At 54.6% G+C, this 16,927-nt stretch carries 11 protein-coding genes, 2 tRNA genes and 1 other RNA gene; 7 read left to right on the top strand and 7 right to left on the bottom strand.

The features are described 5' to 3' along the window. Window positions 1-48 precede the first annotated feature (48 nt). Window positions 49-1,449 carry a YchO/YchP family invasin gene (locus ACI2I2_RS04685; RefSeq protein ID WP_404656840.1) on the top strand — a complete coding sequence of 467 codons (1,401 nt, stop codon included), beginning with the start codon at window positions 49-51 and terminating at the stop codon, window positions 1,447-1,449. On the opposite strand, the gene narL is transcribed toward ACI2I2_RS04685, so the two are convergent. Together narL and narX are read right to left on the bottom strand one after the other, a co-directional pair. Beyond that, window positions 1,446-2,096, bottom strand: coding sequence for a two-component system response regulator NarL (narL, locus tag ACI2I2_RS04690; protein ID WP_404656841.1), 651 nt, complete (start codon window positions 2,094-2,096; stop codon window positions 1,446-1,448). The two genes, ACI2I2_RS04685 and narL, sit on opposite strands and share 4 nt — an antisense overlap. After that, on the bottom strand, window positions 2,089-3,885 hold the full coding sequence (gene narX / locus ACI2I2_RS04695) for a nitrate/nitrite two-component system sensor histidine kinase NarX (RefSeq protein WP_404656842.1): 1,797 nt from the start codon (window positions 3,883-3,885) through the stop codon (window positions 2,089-2,091). Before narX ends, narL begins: the two co-directional genes overlap by 8 nt. Window positions 3,886-4,197: 312 nt before the next feature. Between narX and ACI2I2_RS04700 the strand changes: the two genes are divergently transcribed. After that, window positions 4,198-5,589, top strand: coding sequence for a NarK family nitrate/nitrite MFS transporter (locus ACI2I2_RS04700; protein WP_404656843.1), 1,392 nt, complete (start codon window positions 4,198-4,200; stop codon window positions 5,587-5,589). 52 nt (window positions 5,590-5,641) lie between these two features. Here the strand turns inward: ACI2I2_RS04700 and ACI2I2_RS04705 are convergent, their stop codons facing one another. After that, the gene (locus ACI2I2_RS04705) at window positions 5,642-7,921 is read right to left on the bottom strand and encodes a patatin-like phospholipase family protein (protein ID WP_404656844.1); all 2,280 of its coding nucleotides are present in this window, start codon (window positions 7,919-7,921) and stop codon (window positions 5,642-5,644) included. Between the two features lie 355 nt (window positions 7,922-8,276). Between ACI2I2_RS04705 and ACI2I2_RS04710 the strand changes: the two genes are divergently transcribed. From ACI2I2_RS04710 to narI, 4 genes are read left to right on the top strand one after another with little or no spacing between them, the layout of a single operon-like run. Beyond that, window positions 8,277-12,020 carry a nitrate reductase subunit alpha gene (locus ACI2I2_RS04710; protein WP_404656845.1) on the top strand — a complete coding sequence of 1,248 codons (3,744 nt, stop codon included), beginning with the start codon at window positions 8,277-8,279 and terminating at the stop codon, window positions 12,018-12,020. Next, window positions 12,017-13,552 carry a nitrate reductase subunit beta gene (gene narH / locus ACI2I2_RS04715; RefSeq protein WP_404656846.1) on the top strand — a complete coding sequence of 512 codons (1,536 nt, stop codon included), beginning with the start codon at window positions 12,017-12,019 and terminating at the stop codon, window positions 13,550-13,552. Before ACI2I2_RS04710 ends, narH begins: the two co-directional genes overlap by 4 nt. Beyond that, window positions 13,549-14,259, top strand: coding sequence for a nitrate reductase molybdenum cofactor assembly chaperone (narJ, locus tag ACI2I2_RS04720; RefSeq protein WP_404656847.1), 711 nt, complete (start codon window positions 13,549-13,551; stop codon window positions 14,257-14,259). Before narH ends, narJ begins: the two co-directional genes overlap by 4 nt. After that, complete coding sequence (gene narI, locus ACI2I2_RS04725) at window positions 14,259-14,936, top strand: respiratory nitrate reductase subunit gamma (RefSeq protein WP_404656848.1); 678 nt, start codon at window positions 14,259-14,261, stop codon at window positions 14,934-14,936. Before narJ ends, narI begins: the two co-directional genes overlap by 1 nt. On the opposite strand, the gene ACI2I2_RS04730 is transcribed toward narI, so the two are convergent. Next, on the bottom strand, window positions 14,937-15,803 hold the full coding sequence (locus ACI2I2_RS04730; RefSeq protein ID WP_404656929.1) for a DMT family transporter: 867 nt from the start codon (window positions 15,801-15,803) through the stop codon (window positions 14,937-14,939). A gap of 137 nt (window positions 15,804-15,940) precedes the next feature. Here ACI2I2_RS04730 and ACI2I2_RS04735 point away from each other — a divergent pair, with 137 nt between their 5' ends. Next, the gene (locus ACI2I2_RS04735; RefSeq protein WP_404656849.1) at window positions 15,941-16,384 is read left to right on the top strand and encodes an Lrp/AsnC family transcriptional regulator; all 444 of its coding nucleotides are present in this window, start codon (window positions 15,941-15,943) and stop codon (window positions 16,382-16,384) included. Window positions 16,385-16,569: 185 nt separating this feature from the next. Here the strand turns inward: ACI2I2_RS04735 and ACI2I2_RS04740 are convergent. From ACI2I2_RS04740 to ACI2I2_RS04750, 3 genes are all read right to left on the bottom strand, one after another. Then, a non-coding RNA gene (locus tag ACI2I2_RS04740) (RtT sRNA) lies at window positions 16,570-16,674 on the bottom strand. A 40-nt stretch (window positions 16,675-16,714) separates the two neighbouring features. Continuing rightward, window positions 16,715-16,799 (bottom strand) — tRNA-Tyr (locus ACI2I2_RS04745). Window positions 16,800-16,834: 35 nt separating this feature from the next. Next, window positions 16,835-16,919, bottom strand: a tRNA-Tyr gene (locus ACI2I2_RS04750). Between the last annotated feature and the right edge of the window lie 8 nt (window positions 16,920-16,927).

The raw sequence follows: 16,927 nt of genomic DNA on the forward strand, positions 1-16,927 counted from the left end.
TTCGCCCCGAAGCTGAAACGAAGAGCCAAAGCCGTTAAAATAGTAAAAATGTGTTTGTCTTACCGCCCTCAACTTCTGCTGTTATTACTCTTGCCGCTGGCAGGAGGTGTCGCAGGTGCCCGCCAAACCTTTATCGAACAAGCTGAACATCCTTTTGATAACACTTCTGCAGAACTTCCAAGCCTGGGTATTGCAGCCGACAACCACGAGAGTGAAAAGCATCTCGCGGAAGTGATCAAAGCCTTTGGTGAAGCGAGCATGGAAGATAACGGTCTTGATACGGGCGATCAGGCCCGGCTGTTTGCCATCGAAAAACTCAGCCATGAGCTGAATGCCGAAGTGAACCAGCAGCTCGATTATTGGCTTTCACCGTGGGGAAATGCTTCGGCAGACTTGCTGGTGAATGGCGAAGGGAAGTTTACCGGTAGCCATGGCAGCTGGTTTGTCCCGCTTGATGATAACGACCGTTACCTGACGTGGAGCCAGGTGGGGTTCACGCAGCAGGATGAAGGGCTGGTGAGCAATATTGGCGTGGGTCAGCGCTGGATAACGGGAGACTGGCTGCTGGGATACAACGCATTCTATGACTCCGTTTTAGGCCAACATCTTCAACGTGCGGGTTTTGGCGCTGAGGCCTGGGGCGAATATTTACGCTTATCGGCCAACTATTATCAGCCTTTCAACAACTGGCATGACGACAGCGACACCCAACAGATACGCATGGCGCGCGGCTATGACCTGACGGCAAAGGCCCGTCTGCCGTTCTATCGCTTTATCAATACCAGCGTCAGCTTTGAACAATATTATGGGGAAAGTGTCGACCTGTTCCATTCCGGCACCGGTTACCACAACCCGATGGCTGTTTCGCTTGGGCTTGATTACACCCCTGTTCCGTTAGTTACGTTTACCGCCGCTCATAAACAGGGCGAAAGCGGCGTGAGCCAAAATAACCTCGGCCTGAAACTCAATTACCGTTTTGGTGTGCCCTTAAAGAAACAGCTCGAATCGGGTGAAGTGGCGGCGTTTACCTCGTTGCGCGGTAGCCGTTACGACAGCCCGGAACGGACAAATCTTCCGGTGGTTGAATATCGCCAGCGTAAAACGCTCTCAGTGTTCCTCGCCACACCGCCCTGGGATTTACAACCCGGCGAAACCGTCGCGCTGAAATTGCAGGTTCGTAGCCGCTTTAAAGTGAAATCATTGACGTGGCAGGGTGATTCACAAGCATTAAGCCTGACGCCACCGGTGAACCGCAACAGCGCGGACGGCTGGACGGTGATTATGCCTGCGTGGGATTACAGCGAAGGGGCAAGCAACCGCTGGCATCTTTCGGTGGTGGCTGAGGATGAAAAAGGGCAGCGCGTTTCTTCCAATGAAATCACGCTGGTGCTGACGGAGCCGCTGGTGAGTTTCCCTGCGGCGACGTCAGAGGCGCTCTGGAACCCTTAAAAAATGCGTTCCTGGTGAACCCACACTGCCGCTTCCACACGAGACTTCAGCTTCATTTTCTTCAGCATATGCTTCACGTGAACTTTCACGGTGCTTTCAGTGATGTCGAGACGGCGGGCGATCATTTTGTTCGGCAGGCCCTGGGCAATCAGCTTCAGGATATCTCGCTCGCGCGGGGTGAGCTGATTGATATCTCTGTCGGAGGTCGCGCGGTTGGCACGCAGGCTGGCAGCCAGCACTGGCGTTAGCGCTTCACTCAACACCATTTCACCTGCGGCGGCCTGCTGCAGCGCTTTCAATAACTCTTCCGGCTCCATGTCTTTCAGCAGATAACCGTCTGCGCCACGTTTCAGTGCAGTCACCACGTCTTCTTCATGGTTCGACACGCTGAACACGACCACCCGACCAGACAACGCTTTTTCGCGCAGTTTATCGAGCGTTTCCAGGCCGTTCATGCCCGGCATGTTGAGGTCGAGTAAGATCAAATCCGGATCAAGGGCTTCTGCCAGCTCAATCCCTTGCTCGCCGTTGCTGGCTTCGCCCACGACCTGAATATCAGGGGCCATGCTGATTAACTGCTTTACGCCAGTGCGCAGCATCGGATGATCGTCAATTAACAGGATGGTGGCCCGTTCCTGATTACTCATGGATTTCTCCTTGGGGTTGTGGAAGCGGTTTTTCTGGAATAAAGGAAACGACAACTTCTGTTCCACCGGTATCGCGACGTCTGACTTGGCAATCACCGCGCAGGCTTTGTGCCCGGTCTCGCATAATGATTAAACCATAGTGGTTAGTTCGCTCGGCATGATCCGGCACGCCGCGACCGTTGTCGGCGACGGTGAGTCGAACCTGATTGTCGTTCTGCGTCACCGACACGGTGACTTCCGTAGCTTCAGAGTGTTTAAGCGCATTGCTCAAGGCTTCACGGGCGATTTGCAGCGCATGAATAGCCTGATGAGAAGGAACAAAGCGCGGAGGAAGCTGGTAATCCAGCTTCACGTCAAAACCAAAACGGGCGCTGTATTCATCACAGCTGGCTTCCAGCGCCGGACGCAGACCCGGCTCGGTTAATTGCAACCGGAAGGTGGTTAACAGCTCGCGAAGCTGCGCCCATGAGGTATTCAGTTCGTTGCGCATCTGGCTGAGCAACTGGCGGCTTTCCGCCGACAGGTCGCTGCCCTGCATTTGCAGACAGCTGACCTGCATCTTCATGCAGGAAAGGGATTGGGCGATGGAGTCATGTAATTCACGTGCAATGGTGGCGCGTTCTTCCATCACGATTAACTGGTGCTGGCGCTCCTGGTGTCTGTCCAGCGCGAGCGTGGCGGTTAATTGCTCAACCAGGGTATCGACCAGTTGCTGCTGGTCATGGCTCAGATGGCGGCCAGCAGGCAGCGTTGCCAGCAGGATACCAAATTGATTATGCGCATCCCCCAGTCGCCATTTCAGCGTGGTTCCACCGCCGGGCAGGGCAGGGAGATCGCGTGGACACAGGAAGCAACCTTTATCATCACAATTCAGCTCAGAATGGCAGCTGAACTCCTGATGGTTCTCTTCGTCTTCCACATCGTAAACCCGCACTTCGATGTCGCGAAGCAGCGTTAATTCTTGCAACCCATTGAGCACGGGAGAGATTCGCTCACAAAGAGGAGCCTGTGAGTGCAGACGACGGTTCGCCTGCCAGAGGAAGCCCAGAATTTCGTTTTTCTGTTCGAGATTGGCGGTTTTTTCCTGCACGCGTTGTTCCAGCACGGAGTAACTTTCCGCCAGCTCTTTGGACATGTTATTCAGCGCCATGCCCAGCGTCGCCATTTCGTTGCGTCCGCTGATGGTTGCGCGCTGGGTGAAATCCCGACGGCTGACGGCACGCGCCATGCTCAGCAGCTGTTCCCACGGATGGAGCAAACGAGCACGCAACCAGACAATCGTGAATAGCAGCAGTAACGCCATAAATACCGCCATCAGACGATGTACCCACACCACATGCTGAATGCGTTTCTCGGTGGTATGGTCGAAGGCGGTCACCAGCTGGTCAATGCGGTTCACAAAACTCGCCACTTCCCCGGCGACAACATCCTGGCTGCGGGCCGCTTTCATGCTCGGGGCGAGTTCCGATTGCCAGTATTGCTGTAAGCCGCGCAGTTGCTGTTGCTGGCCGTCGCGGCGTGCGGCTTCAATCAGTTCTGGGCTCGACACGGTTTGGTTCATCTCATCGAGCAGCTGTTGATCGCTGCCATGCAGTGGAATAGCCGCCAGCAGGCGATAACTCTGCATACGTAATGAACCGGCTTTGTTGATTGCATGCGCGCTGCCTTGCACGCCATGAACCAGACGCGCAGAAATAGCCATGCCGGTCACACCGATAGCGGTGGACAGCAAAACGATAAGCGCCAGTTGATTGACCAGCGTAAGCGGGGTAAAAAGACGTTTAAACATCGACTACATGGCTCCTGACCAGGGATGCAATCCGGGAGTGCTGCTTATTCTCGGATATCACCTGGAGTATACCCATACCCCTAAAGGATTACCTCTTAATTGCCGAAGGGGTCGGGAAAAGGGAGTGCATGGTGAATAACCCTGCAACGCTCGTGATAAACCACACTTTTTTAAGCGATGAGATCTACTCATTTAGAGTGATGGCTGATTTTTGAGCACGATTATGTTCCATTTTCCTTTGATTTATATCAACTTACTTCAGCGCGTAAACCCTAATGTGGCGGCATCAAAACTCCATTATTAGAGGTTTCTATGAGTCAAACTTCCGCTTCGGAAAAGGATAAAGGCGCCGTCATCACCGACTGGCGCCCTGAAGACGCTGCCTTCTGGCAAACACGTGGGCATCGGGTTGCCAGCCGCAACCTATGGATTTCCGTCCCTTGTCTTCTGCTCGCGTTCTGCGTCTGGATGTTATTCAGCGCCGTAGCGGTAAACCTCAATAAAGTGGGTTTTAACTTCACCACCGATCAGCTCTTCATGCTGACTGCGCTGCCGGGTCTGTCTGGTGCGTTGTTACGTGTGCCTTACTCCTTTATGGTGCCTATCTTCGGCGGTCGTCGCTGGACGGCTTTCAGCACCGGCATCATGATTATCCCATGCGTGTGGCTCGGTTTTGCCGTGCAGGACCCAACCACCCCATTTAGCGTGTTTATGATTATTGCGCTGATGTGTGGTTTTGCAGGGGCGAACTTTGCTTCCAGTATGGCCAACATCAGCTTCTTCTTCCCGAAAGCGAAGCAGGGTGGCGCACTCGGTCTGAATGGTGGCCTGGGTAACATGGGCGTGAGCGTGATGCAGTTGATTGCTCCGCTGGCTATCGGCGTGTCCATCTTCGCCATCTTTGGTGGTAAAGGTGTTGAACAGGCGGACGGTTCATCTCTGTTCCTGGAAAACGCCGCGTGGATTTGGGTACCGTTCCTGATTGTCTTCACGCTGGCAGCCTGGTTCGGCATGAACGATATTGCTGCGTCTAAAGCCTCACTGAAAGAGCAACTTCCTGTCCTGAAACGCGGTCACCTGTGGATCATGGCGGTGCTGTATCTGGCGACTTTCGGCTCGTTCATCGGGTTCTCTGCCGGGTTCGCGATGCTGTCCAAAACCCAGTTCCCGGATATCAACATTCTGCATTTCGCCTTCTTCGGACCGTTTATTGGCGCGCTGGCACGTTCAGTTGGCGGCGGTATTTCTGACCGTCTGGGCGGGACGCGCGTTACGCTGATTAACTTCATCGCGATGGCTATCTTCTCTGCACTGCTGTTCCTGACGCTGCCAACCAACGGGCAGGGCGGAAACTTCGTGGCCTTCTTTACCGTCTTCATGGGCCTGTTTGTGACGGCCGGGCTGGGGAGTGCTTCGACTTTCCAGATGATTTCGGTCATCTTCCGCAAACTGACGATGGATCGCGTGAAAGCCGAAGGCGGCAGCGAAGAACATGCGCTGCGCGAAGCGGCAACAGATACCGCTGCTGCGCTGGGCTTCATCTCTGCTATCGGTGCTGTTGGTGGCTTCTTTATTCCAAAATCTTTTGGTATCTCGCTGGAAATGACCGGTTCCCCGGCGGGCGCGATGAAAGTGTTCCTCGTGTTCTATATCGCCTGCGTGTTGATCACCTGGGTGGTTTACGGACGTAAAACTAAAAAATAAGTGTGACTTCTTGATTATCAGGCGCGAGTGAATCGCGCCTTTTTTTTATTCCTCACCAGGGGATAGCTTTCCCGGCCTCTAGTCCTAATTGGTGATAGGCTTCCCACTGCTCTTCATCGAAAAACTGATCGCCGGTGGTTTGTTGCGGAAAGTCTGGGTTTCGCTCCGCATAGCTGGCTGTTGCCAGACTCATCTCATCGAGAAGATGTGGCTTGATGATAATCAGTTCACCTGTTTTGGCAGAAAGCGTCGCCGTCTGCGGATAAGAAATCGTCGCCCTAAGGAGCGGTGGACTGTGGCGTTTCGTCTTTAAGGTCGTTATCGACGTGAAAGCGGGGTGGGTGGCTGACAAGAAAGTAATGTCGATAGCCATGTCTATTTTGGCTTTGCGTACCAGATTTTCGAGATCGGCAAACAGAAAATCAGGGTCGGCCCCACAGTCGGTCACCACAATATGATCGACTCGTCTCTTCAGTAGTGGATACACAGCGGTGTTCTCAAAGTGCCCTCCATCGGAAAGGTACCAAAAATCATCGGTCAGACCGGGGAAACGGGCATACATTTCTGCGAAGAGATAGCATAAATACGAGCGCTTTTTCTCCGGTTTTTTCTGCCGGGTACCGCCCAGTTTAGGGGTCCAGTATCCTAAACGCCCACCGATCAGAAAGAGCAGAAAGGCCAGCCCAGGTTGGGTTTGTGAACCCATGCCCGTCGCAGCGGCAGCGCCTGAAATGGCTAACCAGCGAGAAAGTGAAGTGTTTGTCAGTTCGGGGTCTGCTTCGGGAGGACGCATGCCCGTTTCTGCGCCAAAGGGGCCTATTGTCAGCGCCACACCTTTCCGGTCGGCATTATAAATTCCGCTACGATCGTCGACAGTCTGGTTAATGCAGCAGGTGATGAGATGCAAAGGCCCACCATCGCGCTGCGGAAAATACTTATCCATTTCGGCGTCATCACCGTCCACGGGCTCGGTTACTTGCTTTGTCCGGTCCATGGACTTTTCCTGACGGGAGGACAAAGGGGAACGGCTGAAACGCCAGTTTCCTTTGCCTCCGGGCTGTCCCTGATAGTTCGCAACGGACAGCCATGCCCGCTCAATCCGCGCCCGGTAAAGGTTATGCAGTGAACTGAGGTTGAGAAAAGCAATGATCATTTTGCTTCTGCAAAGCAGTAAAAAAATCAGGGCCGATGCGAAGGCGATGAGGGCTGGCGTGTATCGGTTCCAGCTGTCGTAGGGGGCTGGAACAGAGTGAAGCAAACTGACCAGCGCAGCGAATACGGTGACCAAAGCAAATGCCATGAGGACAAACCCCAGTAGATTGCCCGCGTGAGTCAGGCTCAGCGAAACCTTTTTCTTTTTAGCCATAAACTGGCTGATGAGTTGCTTTATCGGTTTGAATTCCCAAAGCACACGCAAAATGCCAATCAGCGCAGGAGGAAGAAAATAGCGCATCGATCCCTGACTGCCCGTGGAATACTCGTCATACAGTGTGTTACCAAGCACGTTGATGATATACAGCGCAAACAAAGTCAGAGCGATGAGAAGAGCACGACAGGTTGCCTGAGTCAGCTGCAACCGCACTTGCGCAGGGTTTGCCATCTTACGTAGCAGGGACGACCCGGTGCTTATCCAGCAGGCAACCAACAAGGGCGCAAGCCAACAAAGTGGCAGCACTGACACTTTGTACAGAAAACCCGAAATCAACGCGCACCCGAGGATAAAAATGGCAGCCGTTGTCCACCAACGTTCGCAAAACCAGTATTGTGCCGCCAGCCATCCTGCAAACATCAAGGGTGCGGCGATGACCCATTTTGCATTGAGCGGCGGGGTGTAGACCTGAGTGATTTCACCCACCGTGAAGTACAACGCGAGACAGGCGAACATCAGGCTTAGCAGGGTGACGAGCGTCAGCGCGGCGAAAAAGGAACGGAGAATTTGTGTCAGCCCCAATGCTATGTCTCTTCCACCCGCAGGGGTAAGGTAACGTCCGTTTTTTCGCAGCCAGGAGAGCAAAATGGAGTCATCCGCCGCTAGCCCAGCCTGGACTGCGAGCGCATCCTGATTTCCATCATGCAGCCTTCCCAGCATCCCGCCAAGGTAGCCGCCTCCAGACACGGTTGAGAGATAATCATAGCGAACAAATTTCCCGTTTTTCGCCAGCGCCCGTACCACCCCAAGAGAAAATGTCGCGCTGCGTATCCCTCCACCGGAAAGCGCCAATCCGTAAGTTTTCACCGTGTCGGGTAAGCTTGTCATGCCGTGTCGGCTCGCTATGGCAGACCATTCCTGCTCATAACCTTCGGTCGGCCTGCTGTTTTTATCGGTCTCCATTATCCACTCCGGCATCTGCTTTCAGGGTCATTCCCTCAACTGTAGAAGATGCTAACAAATTGTTGCGCCATTCTTTTTCCTGACCGCTTACTCTGCTGATACCACTTAATAACTAGTGATGATACCTGGCCGGTTGGCTGTGCGTCGAACTGGAGCAAAGTTATTTAAAAACAGTGTGATAGAAAATAAAACTCACTAACACTTTGGTGGTATTCGCTCTTTTCGCCCCAATTGTTAACAAAACCCGCCTTGATCGCCATCAATTCCCATCTTCTTTCAGGCAGTTACTTTCGCTGCAATTGTTGCAATGTCGATTTATCAGAGAGCCGACAGGCTCCATATCAGGAGAAACCCGATGAGCAAATTTCTGGACCGGTTTCGCTACTTCAAACAGAAGGGCGAAACCTTTGCCGATGGGCACGGTCAGCTTATGGAAACCAACCGGGACTGGGAAGACGGATACCGCCAACGCTGGCAGCATGACAAAGTGGTGCGTTCCACCCACGGTGTAAACTGCACCGGGTCATGCAGCTGGAAAATCTACGTGAAAAACGGTCTGGTGACCTGGGAAACCCAGCAAACTGACTATCCGCGTACTCGACCAGACCTGCCAAACCATGAGCCGCGTGGCTGCCCGCGTGGGGCGAGCTACTCCTGGTATCTCTACAGCGCCAACCGCCTGAAATATCCGCTGATGCGTAAACGTCTGATGAAGATGTGGCGCGAAGCGAAAGTGCAGCATCCGGACCCGGTTGATGCCTGGGCGTCCATTATTGAAGATGCTGACAAAGCCAAAAGCTTCAAGCAGGCGCGTGGTCGCGGTGGCTTCGTCCGTTCCTCCTGGCAGGAAGTGAATGAGCTGATTGCGGCGTCTAACGTCTATACCGTCAAAACCTACGGGCCTGACCGTGTGGCGGGCTTCTCGCCCATTCCGGCGATGTCTATGGTTTCCTACGCCGCAGGTGCGCGTTATATCTCCCTGCTGGGCGGAACCTGCCTGAGCTTCTACGACTGGTATTGCGACCTGCCGCCTGCGTCTCCGCAGACCTGGGGTGAGCAGACCGACGTGCCGGAATCTGCCGACTGGTATAACTCTTCCTACATTCTGGCCTGGGGTTCTAACGTTCCACAGACCCGTACTCCGGATGCCCACTTCTTTACGGAAGTCCGTTATAAGGGCACCAAGACTGTTGCTATCACGCCAGATTACGCGGAAATCGCCAAACTCTGTGACCTGTGGCTGGCACCGAAGCAAGGCACCGATGCCGCAATGGCGATGGCGATGGGCCACGTTATGCTGCGCGAGTTCCACCTCGACAAGCCAAGCCAGTACTTCACCGATTACGTGCGTCGTTACACCGACATGCCGATGCTGGTGACGCTGGAAGAGCGTGATGGATACTATGCCGCAGGCCGTATGCTGCGCGCCTCCGATCTGGTCGATGCTCTGGGTCAGGAAAAGAACCCGGAATGGAAAACCGTTGCCTTCGATGAGAACGGCGAGATGACCGTTCCGAACGGTTCTATCGGTTTCCGTTGGGGTGACAAAGGTAAATGGAACCTCGAACAGCGCGACGGTCAGAGTGGCGAAGAAGTTCAGCTGCGCCTCTCGATGCTTGGCGGCCATGACGACATCGCGGAAGTCGGCTTCCCGTACTTCGGCGGCGATGGCACCGAGCACTTCAACAAAGTGGAGCTGGAAAACATCCTGCTGCACAAACTGCCGGTGAAACGCCTGCAGATGGCCGACGGTTCAACCTGCCTCGTGACCACCGTTTATGACCTGACCATGGCCAACTACGGCCTGGACCGCGGTCTGGGTGATGCCAACTGCGCCAACAGCTACGACGACGTGAAAGCGTACACTCCGGCGTGGGCAGAGCAGATTACTGGCGTGCCACGTTCGCAGATTATCCGTACCGCGCGTGAGTTTGCCGATAACGCCGATAAAACGCACGGTCGCTCAATGATCATCGTCGGTGCCGGTCTGAACCACTGGTATCACCTCGATATGAACTATCGTGGTCTGATTAATATGCTGATCTTCTGCGGCTGTGTCGGTCAGAGCGGCGGCGGTTGGGCGCACTATGTGGGCCAGGAAAAACTGCGTCCGCAAACCGGCTGGACTCCGCTGGCGTTCGCGCTGGACTGGAACCGTCCACCGCGTCACATGAACAGTACTTCTTACTTCTATAACCACTCCAGCCAGTGGCGTTACGAGACGCTGACCGCGCAAGAGTTGCTGTCCCCGATGGCGGATAAATCCCGCTACACCGGGCATCTGCTGGACTTCAACGTCCGCGCAGAGCGCATGGGCTGGTTGCCGTCTGCACCTCAGTTGGGCACTAACCCGCTGACCATTGCAGCTGAAGCAGAAAAAGCCGGGATGTCTGCGGTGGATTACACTGTGAAATCCCTGAAAGATGGCTCTATGCACTTTGCGGCTGAGCGTCCTGAAAACGGTAAAAACCACCCGCGTAACCTGTTTATCTGGCGTTCCAACCTGTTGGGCTCCTCCGGTAAAGGCCACGAATACATGCTGAAGTACCTGCTGGGTACTGAGCACGGCATTCAGGGTAAAGATCTGGGCGAGCAGGGCGGTCTGAAGCCAGAAGAAGTGGAATGGCGTGATAACGGCCTCGACGGCAAGCTGGATCTGGTGGTGACGCTGGACTTCCGTCTGTCGAGCACCTGCTTGTTCTCCGATATCGTGCTGCCAACCGCGACCTGGTATGAGAAAGACGACATGAATACCTCGGATATGCATCCGTTTATTCATCCGCTTTCTGCCGCCGTCGACCCGGCATGGGAATCGAAGAGCGACTGGGATATCTACAAAGACATCGCGAAGAAATTCTCCGAAGTGTGCGTCGGGCATTTGGGTGTGGAAACCGACGTGGTCACGCTGCCAATCCAGCATGACTCCCCGGCCGAAATGGCTCAGCCGCTGGACGTGAAAGACTGGAAGAAAGGCGAATGCGACCTGATCCCAGGCAAAACCGCGCCGCACATTATGACCGTAGAGCGCGATTACCCTGCGACCTACGAGCGCTTTACTTCTGTCGGCCCGCTGATGGAAAAAATCGGCAACGGCGGGAAAGGCATCGCGTGGAATACCCAGAGCGAAGTCGACCTGTTGCGTAAGCTGAATTACACCAAAGCAGAAGGCCCGGCGAAAGGACAGCCGATGATCAATACCGCGATTGATGCGGCAGAAATGATCCTGACGCTGGCACCAGAAACTAACGGTCAGGTTGCCGTGAAAGCGTGGGCTGCGTTGAGTGAAATCACCGGGCGTGACCACACGCATCTGGCACTGAATAAAGAAGACGAGAAAATTCGCTTCCGCGACATTCAGGCTCAGCCGCGCAAAATTATCTCCAGCCCGACCTGGTCTGGCCTTGAAGATGAACACGTTTCCTATAACGCGGGTTACACCAACGTTCACGAGCTGATCCCATGGCGTACGCTTTCTGGTCGCCAGCAGCTGTATCAGGACCACCAGTGGATGCGTGACTTCGGCGAAAGCCTGCTGGTCTACCGTCCGCCAATCGACACCCGTTCGGTGAAAGCGGTGATGGGCCAGAAGTCCAACGGCAACCCTGAGAAGGCGCTGAACTTCCTGACGCCACACCAGAAGTGGGGCATTCACTCCACATACAGCGATAACCTGCTGATGCTGACGCTGTCACGCGGTGGCCCGATTGTGTGGATGAGTGAAACCGACGCTAAAGAGCTGGGCATTGAAGACAACGACTGGATTGAAGCCTTCAACAGCAACGGTTCCCTGACGGCTCGTGCCGTAGTGAGCCAGCGTGTGCCAGCGGGCATGACCATGATGTATCACGCGCAGGAGCGTATCGTGAACCTGCCGGGTTCTGAGATAACTGGTCAGCGCGGCGGCATCCACAACTCGGTCACCCGTATCAGCCCGAAACCGACCCACATGATTGGCGGTTACGCGCAGTTGTCGTACAGCTTTAACTACTACGGCACCGTGGGGTCAAACCGCGATGAGTTCGTGGTGGTACGTAAGATGAAGAACATTGACTGGTTAGACGGCGAAGGCAATGACCAGGTACAGGAGAGCGTAAAATGAAAATTCGTTCACAAGTCGGCATGGTGCTGAATCTCGATAAATGCATCGGCTGTCATACCTGCTCAGTAACCTGTAAAAACGTCTGGACCAGCCGTGAAGGGATGGAGTACGCGTGGTTTAACAACGTGGAAACGAAGCCGGGCGTCGGCTTCCCTAACGACTGGGAAAACCAGGAAAAATGGAAGGGCGGTTGGATACGTAAAATCAACGGCAAGCTGGTACCTCGCATGGGTAACAAAGCCATGCTGCTGGGCAAAATCTTCGCTAACCCGCATCTGCCGGGGATCGAAGATTACTATGAGCCCTTTGATTTCGACTATCAGACGCTGCACAGAGCTGGCGAAAGCAAGCACCAGCCGATTGCTCGTCCTCGCTCGCTGATCACCGGTCAGCGGATGGACAAAATCACCTCTGGCCCGAACTGGGAAGATGATCTGGGCGGCGAGTTCTCAAAACTCTCGCGCGATCAGAACTTCGAGAACGTGCAGAAGGCGATGTACGGTCAATTCGAAAATACCTTCATGATGTACATGCCGCGTCTGTGCGAGCACTGCCTGAATCCGGCGTGTGTGGCGACTTGCCCAAGCGGTGCCATCTACAAGCGTGAAGAAGACGGTATCGTGCTGATCGACCAGGACAAATGTCGTGGCTGGCGCATGTGTATCACCGGTTGCCCGTACAAGAAAATCTACTTCAACTGGAAGAGCGGCAAGTCCGAGAAGTGCATCTTCTGCTACCCGCGTATCGAAGCCGGTCAGCCGACCGTGTGTTCCGAAACCTGCGTGGGCCGTATCCGCTACCTCGGCGTGCTGCTGTATGACGCGGACATGATTGAGCAGGCGGCAAGCACTGAGAGCGAGAAAGACTTGTACCAGCGTCAGCTGGACGTGTTCCTCGACCCGAACGATCCGAAAGTGATTGAGCAGGCGCTGAAAGATGGCATTCCACAGAGTGTGATTGACGCGGCTCAGCAGTCGCCGGTGTACAAAATGGCGATGGACTGGAGGCTGGCGCTGCCACTGCACCCGGAATACCGCACGCTACCGATGGTCTGGTACGTGCCGCCGTTGTCTCCGATTCAGTCTGCGGCTGACGCTGGCGAGATTGGCAGCAACGGTATTTTGCCGGATGTCGATAGCCTGCGTATTCCTGTGCAATATCTGGCGAACATGCTGACTGCCGGTGATACCGCACCAATACTGCGTGCGCTGAAACGTATGCTGGCGATGCGTCACTACAAGCGTGCTGAAAGCGTTGACGGTGTGAACGACACCAGTGCGCTGGAAGAAGTCGGTCTGACGGAAGCGCAAGCGCAGGAAATGTATCGCTACCTGGCGATTGCTAACTACGAAGACCGTTTCGTGGTCCCAAGCAGCCACCGCGAACTGGCGCGTGACGCCTTCCCTGAGAAGAACGGTTGCGGCTTCAGCTTTGGCGACGGTTGCCACGGTTCTGACAGCTCGTTCAACCTGTTTAACAGCCGTCGTATCGATGCCATCGACGTCACCAGCAAAACGGAGCGTCAGTCATGAAAGAACTGATGATCATCTCCCGCCTGCTGGAGTACCCGGATGCTGCCTTATGGCAGCATCAGCAGGAAGTGCATGACGCGCTGGCAGACTCTGACGTGCTGGAAATGGAGGAAGCGCAGAAGCTTTGTGTGTTCCTGCGTGACCTGACTCAGCAAGATTTGTTGGACGTTCAGGCGGCGTATAGCGAGCTGTTTGACCGTGGCCGTGCGACCTCACTGCTGCTGTTCGAACACGTTCATGGCGAATCCCGTGACCGTGGCCAGGCGATGGTTGACCTGATGGCGCAGTACGCGCAGCACGGTCTGGAACTGGACAGCCGCGAGTTGCCGGATCACCTGCCGCTATATCTGGAATATCTGGCGCAGTTGCCTCGTGAAGAAGCGCTGGGTGGCTTGCAGGATGTTGCACCGATTCTGGCGCTGCTTAGCGCCCGTTTACAGCAGCGTGAAAGCCGTTATGCCGTGTTGTTTGAGGTGCTGCTGAAGCTTGCCAGCACTGAAATCGACGGTGTGAAAGTGGCTGAGAAAATTGCTGATGAAGCTCGCGACGACACGCCGCAGGCACTGGACGCCGTTTGGGAAGAAGAGCAGGTTAAATTCTTCGCCGATCAGGGATGCGCGGATTCAGACATCACCGCCCATCAGCGTCGTTTTTCCGGCGCAGTTGCGCCGCAGTATCTGAATATCTCGACTGGAGGAGAGCGCTAATGCATTTCCTGAATATGTTCTTCTTTGATATCTATCCGTATATCGCGGGAACCGTCTTCCTGGTAGGGAGCTGGCTGCGTTACGACTACGGTCAGTACTCCTGGCGTGCTGGATCCAGCCAGATGCTGGATCGCAAAGGTATGAACCTGGCATCGAATCTGTTCCACCTCGGCATTCTTGGCGTGATCGCCGGTCATGCCTTCGGGATGCTCACGCCGCACTGGATGTATGAATCCTGGCTGCCGCTGGAAGTGAAACAGAAAATGGCGATGTTTGGCGGCGGTGCTGCCGGGGTGATGTGCCTGGTGGGCGGCATTCTGCTGCTGAAACGCCGCCTGACCAGCCCACGCATTCGCGCGACCACCACCAAAGCCGATATCCTGGTGATGTCAGTGCTGGTGCTGCAATGTCTGCTGGGTCTGCTGACCATTCCTTTCTCTGCCCAACATATGGACGGCAGCGAAATGATGAAACTGGTCGGCTGGGCACAGTCTGTGGTGACCTTCCACGGCGGTGCTTCTGCGCACCTGGACGGCGTTGCGTTTATCTTCCGTCTGCACCTGGTGCTCGGGATGACGCTGTTTGTGCTGTTCCCGTTCTCGCGCCTGGTGCATATCTGGAGCGTGCCGGTCGAGTACCTGACACGCAAATACCAGATTGTTCGCGCTCGTCGCTGATTAACGCGCTTTCTGTTCAAGGCCCTGCTGATGCGGGGCTTTTTTCTTTGTGCCCCAGCCCAAATTATTTCCCGCCGCCGCCAGCAGAATCAGCGCACCGCCAAAGATCTGCCACGCATTGAGGGTATGCCCGAAAACCACGTTATCGACAATGATCGCCACTAGCGGGTAAATGAACGACAGCGACCCGATGATCGGCGTGGGCAGCTTCTGAATCGCGCTATAAAGCAGCTGATACATGATGCCGGTATGCACGATGCCTAATGTCAGAAGAATTCCCCACGGGAAAGGGCCGGACAAGGCAGTGAAGTGAGCCAGGGGCAATAACATGACCGCACCGGTGATCACCTGAATGAACGCAATATGTTGCGGCGCAATGGACTGGAGTTTTCGCGTGATAATAGCGGTAAGGGCATAGAAGAAGGCGGCTCCCAGAGCCAGGACGACGCCAGTGAACAAACTGCCATTGTGCCCGTTGAGCTCACTGGACAGCAGCGTGACCACGCCCAGAAATGCCAGAACCAGCCAGCCCCATTTCACTAGTGAAACACGTTCCCCCATCGCCATGCCCATCAGCACCAGCATAAACGGTTGCGTGTTATAGACCACCGTCGACATGCCGATGGAGATGCGTTCATAGGCGGCAAACAGCAATAGCCAGTTAACGACCAGCGCCACGCCGCCTGCGATTGCCAGTAATAAGGTCACGCGTGTCAGCGGGCTAAAAGGCTGTTTGCTGAGACGAATGAAAACAAACAAAGCCAGCGCCCCGATGACGCAGCGCCAGAACACCACATCAATCACCGGTAAGCCGGAGAGCAGAACAAATGCCCCGATGGAGCCAGAAATAAGCATCGCCAGGCTCATTTGCCCGATACCAGATGTAAAGTTACGCACAGGAACCTCCTCAGTCAGAGAGGATATTCTGTGAAATTTATCGGGCATGTTACAGATGTGTTATAAGGAGAAGTAACGATTTATCCTTTTTTAATAAGGCCAAAAGCATGGAACTCTTCATTGATGCTATCGATAAGGCAATCATCACCTGTCTGACCAAAGATGCCCGTGTGTCGCTAAAAGTATTAAGTGCAGAAGTCGGGCTGACATCCCCGAGCACCGCAGAACGTTTAAAACGGCTGGAAGAGCGGGGCGTGATTCAGGGCTACAGCGCAAAAGTGAATCTGGCGGCACTGGGTTATACGTTGCAGGCGCTGGTGAGAATAAAACCGTTACCGGGGCTGTTGCAGAAGGTTGAAAAATATCTGCAGGCGATGGCGCAATGTATTGAGTGTGACAAAGTCACCGGCGAGGACTGTTTTATCGCCCGCCTGGTGGTGACGGACATAGGGCAACTGGATACGTTGCTCGATGGGCTGGCTGAGCTGGCCCAATGCAATACGTCAATTGTGAAGAGTTCGCCTGTTGGGCGACGTTTGCCTGGGGTTTGATTGTGCTGTGGCAGATTGCCAGGTGGCACCTGGCCTACAACGACTTGCCAGATTTTGTGGCTTTGGTTTTTGTAGCCCTGGTAAGCGAAGCGCCACCGGGGAAACAGGCGCGCGAAGAATCCTTCCCATGACGGAATAATAAATGATTCTGGAGGTGGGGTGAGCTGAGGTGCTTTATAAGGTGATGGTGGCGGGGGAAGGATTACCGCTGCTGTCGCCGCGTTCTCTCACCTGCGTTCGAGTCGAACCTTCGGGTCGAAGCTTCTCATCCTTCCCCAGTGGAAGTATGAAATATTGTGCTGATTTGAATGTTTCAGAGAATCTGGAAGATGGTGGCGGGGGAAGGATTCGAACCTTCGAAGTCGATGACGGCAGATTTACAGTCTGCTCCCTTTGGCCGCTCGGGAACCCCGCCAGGGGTATGAAATGCTTGAGCGAAATACTTTTTGATGGTGGCGGGGGAAGGATTCGAACCTTCGAAGTCGATGACGGCAGATTTACAGTCTGCTCCCTTTGGCCGCTCGGGAACCCCGCCAGGGGTGT

This window comes from Scandinavium sp. NPDC088450, from assembly GCF_044900545.1.
Taxonomy (GTDB): domain Bacteria; phylum Pseudomonadota; class Gammaproteobacteria; order Enterobacterales; family Enterobacteriaceae; genus Scandinavium.

What these genes read in the sequence shown, in the direction of transcription:
- ACI2I2_RS04705 (WP_404656844.1), bottom strand. Translation starts at nt 7,921, where the DNA reads ATGGAGACCGATAAAAACAGCAGGCCGACCGAAGGTTATGAGCAGGAA.
- narJ (WP_404656847.1), top strand. Translation starts at nt 13,549, where the DNA reads ATGAAAGAACTGATGATCATCTCCCGCCTGCTGGAGTACCCGGATGCT.
- ACI2I2_RS04685 (WP_404656840.1), top strand. Translation starts at nt 49, where the DNA reads ATGTGTTTGTCTTACCGCCCTCAACTTCTGCTGTTATTACTCTTGCCG.
- narI (WP_404656848.1), top strand. Translation starts at nt 14,259, where the DNA reads ATGCATTTCCTGAATATGTTCTTCTTTGATATCTATCCGTATATCGCG.
- ACI2I2_RS04730 (WP_404656929.1), bottom strand. Translation starts at nt 15,803, where the DNA reads ATGAGCCTGGCGATGCTTATTTCTGGCTCCATCGGGGCATTTGTTCTG.
- ACI2I2_RS04700 (WP_404656843.1), top strand. Translation starts at nt 4,198, where the DNA reads ATGAGTCAAACTTCCGCTTCGGAAAAGGATAAAGGCGCCGTCATCACC.
- narX (WP_404656842.1), bottom strand. Translation starts at nt 3,885, where the DNA reads ATGTTTAAACGTCTTTTTACCCCGCTTACGCTGGTCAATCAACTGGCG.
- ACI2I2_RS04710 (WP_404656845.1), top strand. Translation starts at nt 8,277, where the DNA reads ATGAGCAAATTTCTGGACCGGTTTCGCTACTTCAAACAGAAGGGCGAA.
- narL (WP_404656841.1), bottom strand. Translation starts at nt 2,096, where the DNA reads ATGAGTAATCAGGAACGGGCCACCATCCTGTTAATTGACGATCATCCG.
- ACI2I2_RS04735 (WP_404656849.1), top strand. Translation starts at nt 15,941, where the DNA reads ATGGAACTCTTCATTGATGCTATCGATAAGGCAATCATCACCTGTCTG.
- narH (WP_404656846.1), top strand. Translation starts at nt 12,017, where the DNA reads ATGAAAATTCGTTCACAAGTCGGCATGGTGCTGAATCTCGATAAATGC.